Below are 16,495 nucleotides of genomic sequence, written 5' to 3'. Positions count from 1 at the left end.
AGCGAATTGCCTACCCATGGTAGCCGTCGCAACGGGGACCGGTCACATTCCGCCCAGCCCGGCGCGCACGGCGTCATCAAGCGCGGGTCTCTCGGCCACCCCGGGACGGACCCGCAACGCCGCGCGCGCGGTGACGGTGGCCCCGGCCGTGGTCAGTGTCAGCCACTCGAATTCGGGCAGGACGTCGGCGAGCACGGCGAGCACGCCGGGGCGGTCGCGGGTGTGCACGTCGACGAAGCGGCCCTCCCAGCTGACGGCGACGGGCCCCGGCGCGGGCACCGGCGGGGTGGTGTGCACCCCGGAGAGGAAGGCCTGGCGGAAGCCGGGCAGGTCCAGGCGCCCGCCGAGACTGCCACGCACCTCGAGCTCGGTGACCAGGAGGCCCTCGGGGTCCACGCGGCAGCGCGCCTGGTCGATCACCCAGGCCAGGGCGTTGCACACGGCGACCAGTCGGGAGAGCTCACCGGGCCGGCCGCGCCAGTGCAGCACGCCGCGGCCCTCCCCGCGCTCCACGAGCGACATCTCGCCGCCGGCCGGCGCGGAGACCACGGGCGCGACCGGGGTGAAGCGCGAGAGCCTGCGGCGCGCGGCGGCAAGCAGCGTGTCGCGGCACAGGGCGAGCTGGTGGGTCCACACCCCGGGTCCGGTCGCCTTCGAGTCCGCCTCGACGAGCGCGGCGAGCAGCTCGATGGTGCGCAGGTCGTGGGCGGTGGCGTCGAGCAGCTCGCCCAGCGCCGCCGGGTCGTCGGGGTCGCGGCGGGCGGCGATGCGCGCGATGGTGGAGTGCTCGGCCACCACGGTCTGCAGGCAGGAGCGGTCGCGCAGCGGCAGGCCGAGGCGGCCGGCGAGGCGGGCGACGGCCTCGGCGCCGACGGCGGCGTGCGGGCGTCCGCTGCCCTTGCCGACGTCGTGGTAGAGCCCGGCGATCAGCAGCAGGTCCGGGCGCGAGACGTGGATGGCCACCCGCGCGCAGCCGGCGACGGTCTCGAGGGTGTGGCGCTCGACGGTGTGGACGTGGGTGCGCTCGCGCGGCATCAGCCCGCGGATGCGGTCCCACTCGGGCACCAGCGGCGTCCACAGGCCGCGGGCGTCGAGCGCGGCGACGTTCTCGGCGGTGCGCAGCGGTGAGGACAGGGCGGTGACGAAGTCGGCGGCGGCGGGCTTGGGCAGACGCCGCGGCAGCCCCGGGGCGCCGGTGAGCCGGTCCCAGGTCGCCGCCGGCACGGGCAGGCCGGTGCGCGCGGAGACGGCGGCCACGCGCAGCGGCAGGCCGGGGTCCTCCAGCGCCGCGTTGCGCGCCAGGCGCACCTGACCGCCGGACTCGACGACGTCGACGTCGAGCGGGCGGCGCGGTTCCCGCCTCGCCGGGGTGCGCAGCACATCGCGGCTGCCGGCGACGGCGGCGGTCAGCGCCGCGTCGATGGCCCGCCCGGCGTCGGCGACCCCGCGGGCGAGGTCGAAGCGGTCGGCGAAGCCGAGTTCGACGGCGATGTCGGCGGCGAACTCGGGGTCGAGGATGTCGCGGCGGCGCCGGGCCAGGCGGTGCAGGGCGGCGCGCACGCGTAGCAGCAGGTCGCGCTCGTCGGTGAGCGCCGGCGCGTCGCAGAGGTTGGCCAGGGCCAGGGCGCGCAGCAGCTCGTGGTCGCGCAGGCCCCCGCGGCCGTGCTTGACGTCGGGCCGGGTCATGGCGACCACGGAGCCGGAGCGCCGCCAGCGTTCGATCGCCGCGTCGAGCACGGCGTCGAGGCGCCGGGGCAGCTCGCGACGCCAGGCGGTGCGCACGAGCCGGCGGGCCTCCTCGACCAGGGCTGCCTCCCCCGCCACCGTCGAGAGGTCCAGCAGCGCCAGCGCGGCGGTGGGCTCGGCGGCGAGCACCTCGGCGTTCTCGGCCGGGGTGCGCAGCGCGTGGTCGACGTGGCGCCCGGAGGCGCGCGCGGCGTCCCAGACGGCCTCGACGGCGTCGGCCTCGGGGGCGGCGCCGGGGCGGTGGATGAGCACCAGGTCCAGGTCGGAGTGGCCGGTCAGCTCGTCGCGGGCGAGCGAGCCGGTGGCCGCCAGGGCGGTGCCTGCGGGCAGTTCCAGCGTGGCGAGCCTGCGGCGCTCGATTGCCGACGCCGCGGCGGTCGCCGTCGCGGGCCCCGCCCCGTCGGCGGCGGGTGCAGTGCGCCCCGCGCCGTGGGCGCGGGGCGGGGTGGTGCGCGGCGGCGTCACGCGGTCACAGGGCGTCGTCGTCGACCTCGCCGGTGCGCACGCGCACCACCCGGTCGACGGGGCTGACCCAGACCTTGCCGTCGCCGACCTTGCCGGTGTAGGCGGCCTGCATGATCGCGTCGAGGGCGTCGGTGACCTGGTCGTCGGCGACGAGGACCTCGACCTTGACCTTGGGCACGAAGTCGGTGGCGTACTCGGCACCGCGGTAGACCTCGGTGTGGCCGCGCTGCTGGCCGTAGCCCTGGACCTCGGTGACCGTCATGCCGTGGACATCGGCCTGGTCGAGGGCGGCGCGGATGTCGGTGAGGGTGAACGGCTTGACGATCGCGGTGACTAGCTTCATGGCGGTACTGGCTCCTGTTCTCGAGGTGGACTCTGCTGCGGCTCAGGCGTCGCGCTCGTCGCGGCCGGTGGCCGGCACCTCCCGCGGCACGGCGGGGACGGTCGGGACCGTGGCCTTCGATTCTACCGGGGCGGCAAGCGCCCCACGGGAGGTGCCGGGGCGGTCGCCGCCGAGGTCGCGCGCGGACTCGGCGTGCTCGGCGAGGTCGATGCCGTCGTGCTCGGCCTCGGCGTCGACGCGCCAGCCGACGGTCTTGGCCAGCGCCAGGGCGATGACGGCCGTGACGGCCCCGGCGAAGAGCATGGCGACGACGGCGATGATGACCTGGATGGCCAACAGTTTCAGGCCGTTGACGCCGCCGCCGGTGAACAGGCCGGTGTCGGTGGCGATGAAGCCGACGCCGACGGTGCCCCAGAGGCCGGCGACGAGGTGGACGCCGACCACGTCGAGGGAGTCGTCGTAGCCGAAGCGGTACTTCAGCCCCACGCCGAGGCAGGCGAGCACGCCGCCGATCGCGCCGAGAAGCACCGCGGTGGCCGGCACGAGGTCGCCGGCGGCCGGGGTGACGGCGACGAGCCCGGCGACCACGCCGGAGGCGGCGCCGAGGCTGGTGGGCCGGCCGTCGCGCAGGCGCTCGCAGAAGAGCCAGCCGAGCATGGCCGCGGCCGCCGCGACGGTGGTGTTCAGCCAGGCCAGGCCGGCCAGACCGTCGGCGGCGAAGGCGGAGCCGCCGTTGCAGCCGAACCAGCCGAACCACAGCATCGCGGCGCCGAGCATGACCAGCGGCAACGAGGAGGGCCGCGAGACATTGCCGGGGAAGCCGCGGCGCTTGCCGACGACGAGCGCGAGCACGAGGGCCGCGGTGCCGGCGGAGATGTGCACGACGGTGCCGCCGGCGAAGTCGATGGGCTCGATGAGCGCCTCGTCCTCGGCGTCGGCGCCGAAGAGCGCGGCCGCGAGCGAGCCGGAGATGATCGCCGTGGAGATCACCGCGAAGGTCAGCTGGAAGCCGACGTCGATGATGTTGGCGTAGCCGTTGGCGCCCACGAGGTACTCCCCCGCGTCGTCGGTGACGGTGCCGTGGAGGCCGAAGCACTCGAAGGGGTCGGCGACCACGCAGGCGATGGAGCGGGTGCCGTAGGACATCGACCAGCCCCACAGCACGTAGACGACGGCGACGACGCCGAGGGCGCCGAAGGACATCATCATCATGTTCAGGGTGGCGGCCCTGCCGGTCATGCCGCTGTAGAAGAAGGCGAGGGCGGGCGTCATCAGCAGCACGAGTGACGCCGCGACCAGCATCCAGGCGGAGTCGCCGGTCGCGGCCGCCAGTTCGGTGGGGTTCATGGTCTTTCCTCCTGGTCGGGATGTCTTGACAGTTTCTACCTGTAGCCCTATAGGTTTATCGCCGAAGACAAAACCCGCAGAGTGTGCGGCATGTCACTCTGCGGGTTCTTGTCCGGATGCCCGCCGGTCAGCTGGTGGGTTGTCCGGCGGGCCTGTCGGCCGGGCCGCCGACGGGGTGGCTCTTAGCCGAGCAGGGCGTCGACGAAGCCCTCGACCTCGAAGGGCGCCAGGTCGTCGGCGCCCTCCCCCAGGCCGACGAGCTTGACGGGCACGCCGAGCTCCTCCTGGACCTGGAAGACGATGCCGCCCTTGGCGGTGCCGTCGAGCTTGGTGAGCACCACGCCGGTGATGTCGACGACGTCGCGGAAGGTGCGCGCCTGCATCAGGCCGTTCTGGCCGACGGTCGCGTCGAGGACGAGGAGCACCTCGTCGACCTTGGCGCGCTTCTCGACGACGCGCTTGACCTTGCCGAGCTGGTCCATCAGGCCGACCGAGGTGTGCAGGCGGCCGGCGGTGTCGACGAGCACGACGTCGGCGTGCTCCTCGATGCCGCGGGCCACAGCGTCGAAGGCCACGGAGGCCGGGTCGGCGCCCTCGTTGCCGCGCACGGTGGTGGCGCCGACGCGGCGGCCCCAGGTCTCCAGCTGGTCAGCGGCGGCCGCACGGAAGGTGTCGGCGGCGCCGAAGAGGACCTTGTGGTCCATGGAGACGAGCACGCGGCCGAGCTTGCCGGTGGTGGTGGTCTTGCCGGTGCCGTTGACGCCGACCATGAGGACGACGGCGGGCTTGCCGTCGTAGGGCATGGCCTTGATGGAGCGGTCGAGCTCGGGGCGGCCGACCTCGATGAGCACCTCGCGCAGCATGGCGCGGGCCTCGGCCTCGCTGGACACGCCGCGCTCGGCGATACGCTCGCGCAACTTCTCGACGGCCTCCATGGTCACCTTGGTGCCCAGGTCCGCCATGATCAGGGTGTCCTCGATCTCCTCCCAGGCGTCCTCGTCGAGGTCGCCGGCGGAGAGGATGCCGAGCACGGACTTGCCGATCATGTTCTGCGAGCGCGACAGGCGGCCGCGCAGGCGGCCCAGGCGGCCGGCGGCCGGGGCGATCTCCTCGACCGGCTCCTCCGGCTCCGGGGAGGCGGCCGGCTCGGCCGGCACCTCGGTGGACTCGCGGGCCTCCTCGGCGGCGTCCGCGGTGACGGCGGCCGCGGCGGCGGCCTCCTCGGCCTCGGCCTCGGTGGCCGAGTCGTCCTCGGTGGAGGCCTCGTCGACGGCGTCGTCGGCGATCTCCTCCGGGGTCTCCTCGGCGGGCGCCTCGGTCTCGGGCTCGGCCGGGGTCTCCGACTCGGTGGTCTCCTGCTCCGGGGTCTCGGCCGGGGCCTCAGCCTCGGCCTTGTCCTCGGACTTCTCGTCGGCGGAGACGTCCCCCGCTGCGGCGGCGGCACCGGCGACGCCCGCAGCGCCCGCGGCACCGACGGCCGCGGCACCCGCAGCGCCCTTCGACTCGTCCTTGACGGGCGCGACGACCTCGGTGTCGACGACGGCGGGCTCGTCGGCGACCGGTGCGTCGACGTCAGAGTCCGGGACCTCCAGTTCCTTCTCGTCGACGACCTTCGGCTCCGGCTTCTTCTCCTCGACCGGCTCGGCCTTCTGGGGCTTCTCGGTCTCGGCCTCCTTCGGCTCGACCTGCTCAGCCGCAGACTTCTCGGCCTTGACCTTCGGCTCCGGGACCTCCGGCTTCTTTTCGTCGACGACCTTCGGCTCCGGCTTCGAGGCCGCCTCGGCGACGGGCTGCTTCTCCGCCTTCTTCTCACCGGTGAAGTCGCTGACCGCCGCGCCCGGGGCCGCTCCCCCGCCGGCGGCGAAGTTGAAGCCGCCCTTGGCCTGGTAGTTTCCGGACTTCTCCTGCTGGGTCAGCTCCTTCGGCTCCTCCTTCTCCTCCTTGGGGGTGAAGGAGACCGTCTTGGCCTCACCGCGCTTGCGTCCGATGACGACAAGCGCGATGAGAAGGATGATGACGACGGCGAGGACGATGCCGCCGATGATGAGGATGGTCGAGTTCGTCATGGCCCCATGATGGCAGGTCCACCCGCCCCCGCGCAGCACGAGGCCCCCGCCCCGTGCGGCTCACCCCTCCGATGGCCGGGCGGGAGACGCCTCCCGCCCCGGCGGCCCGGTCAGCGGGCGGCCCGCGCGGCCTTCGCCGCGATGACCATCGCCTCGGCGGACATCAGGTCGCCGGTGACCAGGTCGGGCACGACGTCGGCGAGCTGCGCCCAGCCCTCGGCGGCCTGGTCCAGCTTCGCCGACTTGCCCAGCATCTCGTGGGCGTGCAGGCGCGCGGCCAGCGCGAAGACCAGCGAGACCACCGGGGCCAGGGCCCAGGCGTTGGCCCGGTCCTCGGTGTTGACGCCGTCGATCTTGTCGAAGCGCACGCGCGCCGCCGAGTACAGCCCGCGGTTGGCGCCGCGCACCGCGCGCAGCAGCGAGACGGCCGGCTTGATCAGGCCCTCGCTGGCGACGATCTCGGTGAGCTCGTCGCGGCGGCGGAAGGTCTCGAAGACCGCCATGAGCCGCTGGCCGTCGTCCATCGCCGGGCCGGGCACTATGTCCGCGCTGGCGAAGAACATCTTGATCAGCTGCTCCTGCTGCGCGGGGTCCATGTGGCTGATGCGCACCGTCGAGCTGTCGATCACCGCGGTGTCCAGCGTGGCGTCGCGGCCCGTGAGCACGGTCTCCACCAGGCGGTGTCCGGCCAGCTCCTCGAGGCGGGAGAGCAGCCCGCGCACGGTGTCGTGGCTCGCCGCACCCTCGCCGATGGCCTCGGAGAGCTCGCCGAGGGTGAGCATCGTCGAGATCCACGCCGAGCGGTGCCGGCCCGGCTCCGAGACCTCCTCGCCGCCGGTCATCGGCAGCGTGACCAGACCCGAGGAGATCATCCGGCCGGGCTGCAGGTGCGCGGGCACCAGCGAGGCCGACAGCGCCAGCAGCGCTCGGGCCGGCTCGGCCTGGAAGACGCTGCGGGCGACCTCGCGCTCGCGCGGGGTAGCGCCGAAGTGGTCCCAGATCACCGGCAGCACCTCGCCGCCGGCGGGCGGCTCCTCGGTGGCCCCGGAGAAGAACGCCGACAGCGCGGTCAAGGCCTCCGACTGGTCGGTCAGGTAGCCGTCCTGCTCGGCGGTGAGCGCGCCGGCGGCCGGGCGCTCGGGCGCGCGCAGCGCCGAGAACGGGTCGGCCGAGTGCAGCTGAACGGTCAGCTCGCCGGCGCCGACGATGCCTTCCGGCAGTGCGGTGCGCTCGGCGAGATTTCCGACGGTGCGCGCCGGCGCCCACGGGGCGGTCGCCGGCCACACCCAGGCGGCCAGGTCCCGGTCGGCGGCCAGGTCGGCGAAGACGAGCTCGCCGTCCTCGACGGTCACCGAGGTGGCGTGCGGCACGGAGCTGACCCGGGCCAGCGCCACCGAGATGCGCCGGCCGGCGGCCGGGTCGGTCCACTCCAGGTCGATGCGGCCCTCGGGCATGACGGCCACGGCGTGCGCGATGCCGGCGGTGGCGGTCGAGTAGGTCACCGGGTCCTCGAGCTCGAGGGTCTCGGTGCGCACCGGCGAGCCGTGCCGGTTGCGCACGGTGACCTTGACGTCCTTCAGCCCCCGGCCGGCGCGCACGCGCAGGCGGCCGGCGGGGTCGACCTCGCGGGAATTCAGCCAGATGCGGCTGGTGCGCCACTGCGGCGGCTCGGTGGTCAGGACCAGCTCGAAGCGCAGGGCCTCGGGCGCCCAGATCAGCGGCAGGCGGTCGCCGTCGGCGGTGGCGAAGACGATCTCACAGCCGGCCTCGGTGGCCGGCACCACCGGCTCGGCGGGCTCGGCGGTGAACTCCTTCTCGCCGCAGGTGATGCGCCCGTGCACCACCGACAGCCCGGCGCCGGCGGGGATGCGCACGGCCGTCTCGCCCTCGACCTCGCCGTGCAGGCCCAGGCCCTCGACCACGGCGTAGCGGTGGCGGAAGGACTCGTTGCGCGGGCCTTTCAGGCGCACCAGGTACTCGCCGACCCAGGGCGAGTCGTAGGCCTCGGGGTCGAAGACGGCGAACTCGCCGCCCTCGGCGGGCACCTCGAGCGGCTCGGGCTCGGCGATCTCCTCGGCGGGCTCGCCGACACCAGCGTAGGCCGAGATGGACAGCTGCCAGATCTCGTCGCTGCCCGAGAGCGTCGGCGGGAACTCGGCGATGAGTCCGGCCGGGTTGACCGGCAGGCGGTTGTGGGTGCGCAGGCCCGCGACGGGCTCGGCGGGGTGCACGAAGCGCACGCGCTGACGCGGGTCGACCGAGCGCAGCGGCAGCATGGCGCTGGGCTCCTTGCCGGCGCGCACGACCTGCAGGCTGGCGGCCTGGGAGGCGTCGATGACGCGGTGCTCCCAGCCGGCCCAGCCCTGGATCTCGCCGGAGTCGGTCACGGGCAGGTCCTCGCCGGTGACGACGTCGACCAGCCGGGCGTCGGCGGGCACCAGCACCGTCATCCGGGAGTGGTGCAGCGAGGCCTTGTCGGTGATGTCCTGGCCGTTGGCGGCGAAGATCAGGGCCGGGTCCTCGCCGTCGACGACGTCGACGACCCAGGTGATGCCGTTGGTGGTGTCGGCGACGGTGACCTCGCGCACCGGCTGTTCGACGGCGACGTCGAGGGCCTCGGCGTAGACCTCCTCGCCCCAGGGGCGCTGGGTGCGGAAGACGCGGGTGGTGCCGCCCTGGGTGACCCGCCAGGTCACCTGCGGCTCGGCGTCGTCGGCGCCGGGGGCGGCGGCCACGCGCTGCTCCGGGAGACGCAGGCAGACGCGGTCACGCACGGCGTCGAAAATCAGGCGCGGGCGCAGCTCGCGCGGGGCGACGCCGACGGCGGTGGCGCGCTCGGGCGTGCCGACGGGGCGCTCGCGCAGCTCGGCGACGACGGCCAGCTCCACGCGCCGCGGCAGGGCGGGCTCGAGCCCGGAGCGGTCGCGGTCGAGCCAGGAGGTCGGGTGCGCCAGGCTGAAGGCGCGCACGGCCTCGATGCCGGCGATCAGTTCGCGGCCGCGCTCGGGGGCGATGCGCATGACGGCGGCCGTCAGCGGCAGCTCCTCGGCACGCTCGGCGAGGTCGGTGACCAGGGCCCCGGCGTCGGCGTCGGCGGCCGGCGAGGCGGCGTCGAGGATCTCGATCAGACCCGGCACCTCCGCGGCGGTGACCCCGGCGTGCAGGGTGAGCACCTCGGTCGGGGTGGCGGACTCGGGTGCCTCGAGGCCGACGCGGGCGGGGAGCCCGTCGGCGAACTCGGCGATGAGCTTCTCCTGCCCCTCCGTGCCCTCGAGGCCGAGACCGGCGACGTATTCCCCGGCCAGGGCGTCAGGCTCGCGCAGGCGGCCGGCGCGCGCGATGAGCGTCGCGCACGCCAGCGAGGGGGTGACGCCGAGCAGGTCGGACAGCTCCGCTCCGGCGGCAACCTGGCGGGCCAGGAAGGTGCCGTAGAGGCGCTCGGTGCGCTCGAGCTGGTCGTCGGTGTAGCCGGCCGCGGGGAACCACGGGTGGGCGGCCATCGCCTCACCGAAGGTCAGCTCGCTGCGGGACGCCCAGCCCAGCAGGGTGTCGGTGGGATCTGCGAAGGGGGTGGCCTCGGCGGGGCGGCCGGCGCTCATGGAATACGGGCTCCTTGTCTGTGGTGTCTGCGGTTGTCGTCGTTTCAGTTGTGGCGGCGGCCCGGACGGGGCCGCGGGGCATGCCTCACGAGCCTAGTTCGGCACCTCGGCGCCGCCACCCGGAACAGGGTTCCCCGCCGCGGCGCCGGGCGCGGGTGCGGAGTCCGGGGAGGACACGGCACCGGACTCCGTGGGGCCGGTCCAGCCGGCGGGCTGCATGCGCTGGCTGATCACGCGTGTGACACCGTCGCCGCGCATGGTCACCCCGTAGAGGACGTTGGCCACGTCCATCGTGGCCTTCTGGTGGGTGATCACGATCAGCTGGGAGTCCGCGCGCAGCTCGACGAGCAGGTTGATCAGGCGGCGCAGGTTGACGTCGTCGAGGGCGGCCTCGACCTCGTCGAGCACGTAGAAGGGGCTCGGCCGGGCGCGGAAGATCGCAACGAGCATCGCCAGCGCGGTCAGCGACTTCTCGCCGCCGGAGAGCAGCGAGAGCTTGCGCACCTTCTTGCCCGGCGGGCGGGCCTCCAGCTCGATGCCGGTGCCCAGCATGTCCTCCGGGTCGGTGAGCACGAGGCGCCCCTCGCCGCCCGGGAAGAGGGTGGCAAAGACCCTCGGGAACTCCTTCGCCACGTCGTGCCAGGCGTCGGTGAACAGCTGCAGGATGCGCGCGTCGACGTCCTCGATGACCCCGCGCAGGTCGTCGCGGGCCTCCTCGACGTCCGCCAGCTGGGTGGCCAGGTAGCTGTGGCGCTCCTCGAGGGCCTTGTACTCCTCCAGCGCCAGCGGGTTGACCTTGCCCAGGGCACCGAGGTCCTTCTCGGCCTGCTTGAGGCGCTTGCGCTCAGCGGCTACGTCGAAGTCCTCGCCCGGGGTGTGCTCGGCGAGCAGGTCGGCCACCGGCACGCCGAGGCGCTCGACGGTGGTGTGCTCGGTCTCATCGGCGCGCACCTGGGCCTGGCTGAGCTTGATCTCGGCCTCGTGGGCGGCCTGGGAGCGCCGGTCGCGCTCGCTGCGGGCGGACTGCTCGGCCCGACGCGCCTCGTTCTGGTGCGCCTGGGCCAGGGTGCGCCGCTCGGCGGCGGCCTCGCGGGCCTCCGCCGCCCGGCCGGTGGCGGCGGCGACGCGTTCGGCCAGTTCACCCGCGGACTCGGCGACGGCGGCGGCCAGCTCGCGGCGGGCCCGGCTCGCGGCGACGGCGCGCTCGTGGCGGGTGCGGGCGGACTTCTCGGCCTCGGCCTGGCGGCGCAGCTGGTCGCCGCGCCCGGCGACCTGGCCGGCGCGGTCCTGGGCGGAGCGCAGCGCGAGGCGGGCCTCGACCTCCATGGCGCGGACCTGCTCAAGCACGGTCGCCGCCTCGTCGCGCGCGGCGGTCGACGGCTCCTCGGGGGCTTCGTCGTCCTCGGCGCGCGCCAGGCGGTCGCGGGTCGCCTCGAGCTCCTTGCGGGCCTCGTCGCGGCGGGTGCGCGCGGTCTCGACCTGACCGCGGGCGGTCTCGGCGGCCCGGGCGTCGGCGGCGGCGCGCTTCTTCAGGTTCTCCGCCTCGCGGGCCGCCGAGCGGGCGGCGGCGTCGTGGTCGCGCAGCTCGGCGGTCGCGGCGGCGGCCTCCACGCCGGCCTCCTCGGCGGCCTGGCGCGCGCCCTCGAGCGTGCCCGCCAGCTCCTCGAGGCTGGCCTCGGCGGCGGCGAGTTCCTCTTCGGCCCGGGCGATCTGGCCGGCGACCTCGACGGTGCCGGGCCGCTCGCGGCCCAGCCGGGCCCAGCCCTCGCCGAAGAGCTCGCCGTCGGGGGTGACCGCGCGCAGGCGCGGGTCGGAGTCGACGACGCCGCGCGCGGCGCGCGCGTCGGCGACCAGCACGACGTCGGCAAGCAGGCGGGTCACCGCGGCCCGGGCGCCCTCTGCCAGCTCAATGTGGTCGAGCAGCCAGGTGGCCTCCGTGGGCAGGTCGGCGTCCATGCGCCAGGTCCCGCCCGCGCGGTCGGTGTCGATGAGTGTGGTGCGCGCCAGGGCGCCGCCGGCAAACGACGAGTACGTCTCCTCGCCGACGTGTCCGGCCAGGGCCTCGGCGTGGTCGCCCAGGGCGGCGGCCACGGCGGTCTCGGTGCCGGGCTCGGGCGTGATCAGGCCGGCCAGGGGCGAAAATCCGTCGAGGCTGTCGGCGGCGTCGGCGCCGGTCTCGGAGTCGCGGAGGGTCTCGATGCGCGAGCGCAGCGCGTAGACGGCGCCGGAGCGTTCGCGCTGGGTCTCGCGCAGCTGCTCGAGGCGCTTCTCGGCGGCCTCGCGCTCGGCGGCGGCGTTCTCGGCGGCGGCCTTGAGCGGCTCGCGGGCCCCGCCGGCCTCGGCGACGGCGGCGTCTGCGGTCGCGAGCTCGGCGGCGGAGGCCCCTGCGCGTTCCTTGGCGGCGGCCTCGCGCTCCTCGGCGCGGGTGATCTCGGCGTCGAGCTCCCCGACGCGGGCGGCCAGGGACTCCTCGGCGGCCAGCAGGCGCACCACGCCCTCGCGGCGGTCGGCCACGGCGCGCACCTGGGCCAGGTGCTCCTCCTCGGCGTCGCGGTAGGCTTCCTCGGCGGCGTCGAGCTCCTCGCGCACGGCCTCCAGGCGGGCCTCCGCGGTGGCGGCCTCGGCCTCGGCCGCCCTGCTCTTCTGGTCGGCGGCCTCGGCGCGGGCGAGGATCTCCTCGGGGTCCTCGCCGTGGTAGTCCTCGCCGCCGCCGGCGCGGGCGCGCTCCTCGGCCACGCGCAGGGTCGCCGAGACGCGCTCGGCCAGAGTGGACAGGCGGAACCAGAGCTGCTGGGCGGCCTCGGCGGCCGGCTCCGCCTCGGCGACGGCGGCCTCCGCGGTCTCGCGGGCGGCGGCGGCCTCGGCCAGCTGCTCCTCGGATTCGGCGGCGGCCAGGCGCGCGCGCTCGTGGGCGGCCTCGGCGGTCTCCAGGGCCGCGCGCACGCGGGTGATCTCGTGGCCGGCGAGTGCCAGACGGGCCTCGCGGACGGTGGCCTGGACGGTCGCGGCGCGCTTGGCTGCCTCGGCCTGGCGGGCCAGAGGGCCGAGCTGGCGGGAGAGCTCGTCGGTCAGGTCGCGCAGGCGGTCCAGGTTGCCCTGCATGTTCTCGAGCTTGCGCTGGGCCTTCTCCTTGCGGCGCCGGTGCTTGAGCACGCCGGCGGCCTCCTCGATGTAGGCGCGGCGCTCCTCGGGGCGCGAGTCGAGGATCTCGGCGAGCTTGCCCTGGCCGACGATGATGTGCATCTCGCGGCCGATGCCGGTGTCGCTGAGCAGCTCGCGCACGTCCATCAGGCGGGCGCGCGAGCCGTTGATCTCGTACTCACTGGCGCCGTCGCGGAACATGCGGCGGGTCACCGAGACCTCGGAGTACTCGATGGGCAGCCGGCCGTCGTGGTTGTCGATGGTCAGGGTGACCTCGGCGCGGCCCAGCGGCCCGCGGTCGCCGGCGCCGGCGAAGATGACGTCCTGCATGGAGGACCCGCGAAGTGTCTTCGCGCCCTGCTCCCCCATCACCCAGGCCAGGGCGTCGACCACGTTGGACTTGCCCGAGCCGTTGGGGCCGACCACCGCGCAGATGCCCGGCTCCAGCTTCAGCGTGGTCGCCGACGCGAAGGACTTGAAGCCCTTCAGGGTCAGCGATTTCAGGTGCATGGTGTTCCCAGGATAGCAGCCGGCCAGGCGCCCACCGCAGGCTCAGCGGGCGGCGCGGGCGGGCCGGGGTGCCCCGACGGTCCAGGCGGCGATCAGGGTGGTCAGCGGCACCGCGGCGACGAGCGCGAGCGAGCCGGTCACCGAGCGCATCACCTCGGTGGCCATCGTGTCGGAGGTCAGGATCTCGGCCAGCCCGCGCCCGGAGACCCCGAGGAGGACCAGCAGCGGCAACGTGGCGCCGGCGTAGGAGAGAACGAGGGTGTAGACGGTGCTGGCCAGGTGGTCGCGGCCCACCCGCAGCGCGCGGGTGAACAGCTTCCAGCGCGAGGCCGCCGGGTCGAGCTCGCGCAGCTCGGCGATGGTGGCCGACTGGGCGACGGTGATGTCGTTGAGCACGCCGAGGGTGCCCAGGATGAACCCGGCCGTCAAGAGCCCGGTGATCTCGATGCCGGGCAGGTAGAGCAGCACCTGCAAGTTGTTCTCGTCGCCGAGGCCGCGCAGCCGGTTGGTGCCGATGGCCGCCTGGGCGATGCCGACGCCGAGCAGCATCGCCGTCAGCGTCCCGCCCAGTGCGGAGGCGGTCTTCCAGTTCGCCCCGTGGACCAGGAAGAGCACGAGGTAGAGCACGGCCGCGCACGCGGTGATCGCGGCGGGCACCGGGGACTCGCCGCGGGCGAGGGCGGGCAGCAGGAAGACCCCGATCACGCCGAGGGTGACGGCCAGGCCGATCACGGCGCGCACGCCGCGCCAGGCGCCGACGACGGCGATGCCGGCCAGCGCGAGCAGCAGCCAGAACCAGAAGGCGCTGGTGCGGTGGAAGTCCTGGAAGCCGTAGGTGCGCGTGCCGTCGGCACCCGTGTGCACGGCCAGGCGGATCTCGTCGCCGCTCTCGAGGTGCGCCGCGCCCTCTGCGCCGCTGGCGGCGGCGTCGGTCAGCAGCGTGCGGCGGCCTTCGTCCGGCCCGGAGTGGATGTCCACGGCGACGAGGTGGCAGGCCTCCTGGCCGGCCGGCACCTGGTCGACTCCGGCGGGGATGACGTCGAGGACGGAACCGACGGCCTGGGTGGTGCACGCGGCGGTCAGCCCCTCGGCGACGGTGCCCTCCTGAGTCTCCACGCCCAGCGGGGAGGCCTCGGAGAAGTCGCCGGCGGGAGTGGGCGCCGCGCCGGTGGGCCACTGGACCACGAGCGCGACGGCGGTGGCCACCGCCCCGAGGAAGAGCGCGATCGCCAGCACCACCCGCGACGGCGTCCAGGCCGTGGTGCGCGGGTCGAGCCGCTCGCGCAGCGGGCGGTCGTCCGGCGGCCCGGAGTGCCCGTGCAGGTGGGAGTGCCCGTGCGGGTCGGCGTGAGTGTCTGCGTGCTTGTCGACGTCCGCGTCTGCGGCGCGGGCGGTCCGGCTCGCCGTCGGGCGGTGGTGATGGCGTCCCATGGTCAGCAGATGGTAGCCGGGCGGCGGGCGGCGGTGCCGGTCAGCGCTCGCGGAAGCCCTCGACGCCCTTCGGCTCGCCCCACTGCTCGACGACGAGCTCGACCGAACCGGGGCGCCCGGTCGTCGTCGGCTCCTCGCGCAGGAGCTCGAGCAGGCGCTCGCAGGTGCCCCGCTCCCCCTCCGCGACGATGCAGACGCGCCCGTCGACGAGGTTGCTCGCGGAGCCGGCCAGGCCGAGCTCCAGACCCCGGGAGCGGGTCCACCAGCGGAAGCCCACGCCCTGGACGTGGCCGTGGACGAAGGCGGTCAGGCGCGTCGCGCTCACTTACCGGCCTCCGTGCCGCGCGCCGTCTCCCAGCCGTAGTCGAGCGACTCGTACTCGGCGGAGCGTTCGGTGATCGGGTCGGAGCCGTCCCAGGTGCCCATCTCCTCCCAGCCGAGGGTGTCTCGCGGCAGGTCCTCGCGGCGGAAGACCGGGTTGAGCCCGGCGCGGCGCTGCACGGCGTAGTGGCGCAGCAGGGCCACGGCCACGCCGGCCAGCGGGAAGAGGGCGACGAGGTTGATGGTGGCCATCAGGCCGGAGAAGACGTCGGCCAGCGACCAGACCAGCGGCACGGAGCCGATGGCGCCGCCGAAGACGCAGAGGACGACCAGCCCGCGGAAGACCTGCAGGGTCGTGGAGTTGGTGCGCCCGACCATGTAGCCGATGTTGGACTCGCCGTAGTAGTAGTTGCCCACCACCGAGGAGAAGGCCAGGAAGATGATCAGCACGGTCAAAAAGTGGATGCCCCAGCCGCCGACGGAGTCGGAGAGCGCGGCCTGGGTCAGCTGCATGCCGCCCTCCTCGCTGCTGAGGTCCGGGGCGGCCAGCAGGATGATGAAGGCGGTGGCCGAGCAGACGACCAGGGTGTCGAAATAGACGCCGAGGGTCTGGATCAGGCCCTGCTTGACCGGGTGGGAGACGCTCGCGGTCGCCGCGGCATTGGGCACCGAGCCCATGCCGGCCTCGTTGGAGAACAGGCCGCGGCGGATGCCCTGCTGGATCACCGCGCCCAGGGTGGCGCCGGCGAACTCGCGGATGCCGAAGGCGCTGAGCACGATGTCCTCGATCATGCCGGGGACCTCGCTGATGTTCAGGCCGATGACGATGAAGGCGACGATGATGTAGGCGACGGCCATGACCGGCACGATCGTCTGGGTGACGGTGCCGATGCGCTGCACGCCGCCGAAGATGACGACGCCGGTGGCCGCGGCGAGCACGAGGCCGACGCCGACCTTGAGCCCCATCGAGTCGTTGCCGGCGGACTGGCCGATGGCCTCGGTGATGGAGTTGGACTGCACGGCGTTGAAGACGAAGCCGTAGGTGACGCAGATGACAACGGCGAAGACGACGGCCAGCGGGCGCCAGTGCAGCGCCTTGGTCATGTAGTAGGCCGGGCCGCCGCGGTAGGAGGCGGCGTCGCGCTCCTTGAATACCTGGGCCAGCGTCGACTCGATGAACGAGGTCGCGCCGCCGACGATGGCCAGAAGCCACATCCAGAACACCGCGCCGGGGCCGCCGGTGGCCACGGCGATGGCCACGCCGGCGACGTTGCCGGTGCCCACGCGCGAGGCCGCGGAGATGGTGAAGGCCTTGAAGGCGGAAATGCCCTTCTGGCCCTCGGAGATCTCCGAGGGGGTCTCGGTGACGGCCTTGAGCATGTCCGGCACGTAGCGGATCTGCACGACGACGGTGCGCCAGCAGTAGAGAAGTCCGGACCCGATGAGCAGGAACATCACCAGGTACCAGAACTTGTCGTTGAACGCCTGTACGGCGTTGACGAGAGATTCCATGAACCAGAATCGTA

At 74.2% G+C, this 16,495-nt stretch carries 9 protein-coding genes; all 9 read right to left on the bottom strand.

The window, feature by feature from the left end:
• Nucleotides 1–42: 42 nt before the first annotated feature.
• The 9 genes from QP119_RS01690 to QP119_RS01650 all read right to left on the bottom strand — a co-directional run bounded on the left by QP119_RS01690 (nt 43) and on the right by QP119_RS01650 (nt 16,481).
• Nucleotides 43–2,211 (bottom strand): HD domain-containing protein, encoded by a 2,169-nt coding sequence (locus QP119_RS01690; protein WP_284773242.1) that lies wholly within the window; start codon nt 2,209–2,211, stop codon nt 43–45.
• A gap of 4 nt (nt 2,212–2,215) precedes the next feature.
• Nucleotides 2,216–2,554 (bottom strand): P-II family nitrogen regulator, encoded by a 339-nt coding sequence (locus QP119_RS01685; RefSeq protein WP_284773240.1) that lies wholly within the window; start codon nt 2,552–2,554, stop codon nt 2,216–2,218.
• Between the two features lie 42 nt (nt 2,555–2,596).
• Nucleotides 2,597–3,901, bottom strand: a complete 1,305-nt coding sequence (locus QP119_RS01680; protein WP_284773238.1) for an ammonium transporter — start codon at nt 3,899–3,901, stop codon at nt 2,597–2,599.
• A 182-nt stretch (nt 3,902–4,083) separates the two neighbouring features.
• On the bottom strand, nt 4,084–5,967 hold the full coding sequence (gene ftsY / locus QP119_RS01675) for a signal recognition particle-docking protein FtsY (protein WP_284773237.1): 1,884 nt from the start codon (nt 5,965–5,967) through the stop codon (nt 4,084–4,086).
• Nucleotides 5,968–6,077: 110 nt separating this feature from the next.
• Nucleotides 6,078–9,566 carry a hypothetical protein gene (locus QP119_RS01670; RefSeq protein ID WP_284773236.1) on the bottom strand — a complete coding sequence of 1,163 codons (3,489 nt, stop codon included), beginning with the start codon at nt 9,564–9,566 and terminating at the stop codon, nt 6,078–6,080.
• A 93-nt stretch (nt 9,567–9,659) separates the two neighbouring features.
• Nucleotides 9,660–13,217 carry a chromosome segregation protein SMC gene (gene smc, locus QP119_RS01665; protein ID WP_284773235.1) on the bottom strand — a complete coding sequence of 1,186 codons (3,558 nt, stop codon included), beginning with the start codon at nt 13,215–13,217 and terminating at the stop codon, nt 9,660–9,662.
• Between the two features lie 42 nt (nt 13,218–13,259).
• Nucleotides 13,260–14,648, bottom strand: coding sequence for a YibE/F family protein (locus QP119_RS01660; RefSeq protein ID WP_284773234.1), 1,389 nt, complete (start codon nt 14,646–14,648; stop codon nt 13,260–13,262).
• Between the two features lie 40 nt (nt 14,649–14,688).
• On the bottom strand, nt 14,689–14,973 hold the full coding sequence (locus QP119_RS01655) for an acylphosphatase (RefSeq protein WP_284773231.1): 285 nt from the start codon (nt 14,971–14,973) through the stop codon (nt 14,689–14,691).
• The gene (locus QP119_RS01650; RefSeq protein ID WP_284773230.1) at nt 14,970–16,481 is read right to left on the bottom strand and encodes an alanine/glycine:cation symporter family protein; all 1,512 of its coding nucleotides are present in this window, start codon (nt 16,479–16,481) and stop codon (nt 14,970–14,972) included. The genes QP119_RS01655 and QP119_RS01650 overlap by 4 nt, the downstream gene beginning before the upstream one ends.
• Nucleotides 16,482–16,495 lie beyond the last annotated feature (14 nt).

It is taken from the genome of Corynebacterium frankenforstense, from assembly GCF_030211955.1.
GTDB lineage: Bacteria > Actinomycetota > Actinomycetes > Mycobacteriales > Mycobacteriaceae > Corynebacterium > Corynebacterium frankenforstense_A.
Note: the sequence above shows the minus strand (reverse complement) of the source record. Positions and strands in the feature narration are given on the sequence as shown.

What these genes read in the sequence shown, in the direction of transcription:
- ftsY (WP_284773237.1), bottom strand. Translation starts at nt 5,967, where the DNA reads ATGACGAACTCGACCATCCTCATCATCGGCGGCATCGTCCTCGCCGTC.
- QP119_RS01680 (WP_284773238.1), bottom strand. Translation starts at nt 3,901, where the DNA reads ATGAACCCCACCGAACTGGCGGCCGCGACCGGCGACTCCGCCTGGATG.
- QP119_RS01685 (WP_284773240.1), bottom strand. Translation starts at nt 2,554, where the DNA reads ATGAAGCTAGTCACCGCGATCGTCAAGCCGTTCACCCTCACCGACATC.
- QP119_RS01650 (WP_284773230.1), bottom strand. Translation starts at nt 16,481, where the DNA reads ATGGAATCTCTCGTCAACGCCGTACAGGCGTTCAACGACAAGTTCTGG.
- smc (WP_284773235.1), bottom strand. Translation starts at nt 13,217, where the DNA reads ATGCACCTGAAATCGCTGACCCTGAAGGGCTTCAAGTCCTTCGCGTCG.
- QP119_RS01670 (WP_284773236.1), bottom strand. Translation starts at nt 9,566, where the DNA reads ATGAGCGCCGGCCGCCCCGCCGAGGCCACCCCCTTCGCAGATCCCACC.
- QP119_RS01660 (WP_284773234.1), bottom strand. Translation starts at nt 14,648, where the DNA reads ATGGGACGCCATCACCACCGCCCGACGGCGAGCCGGACCGCCCGCGCC.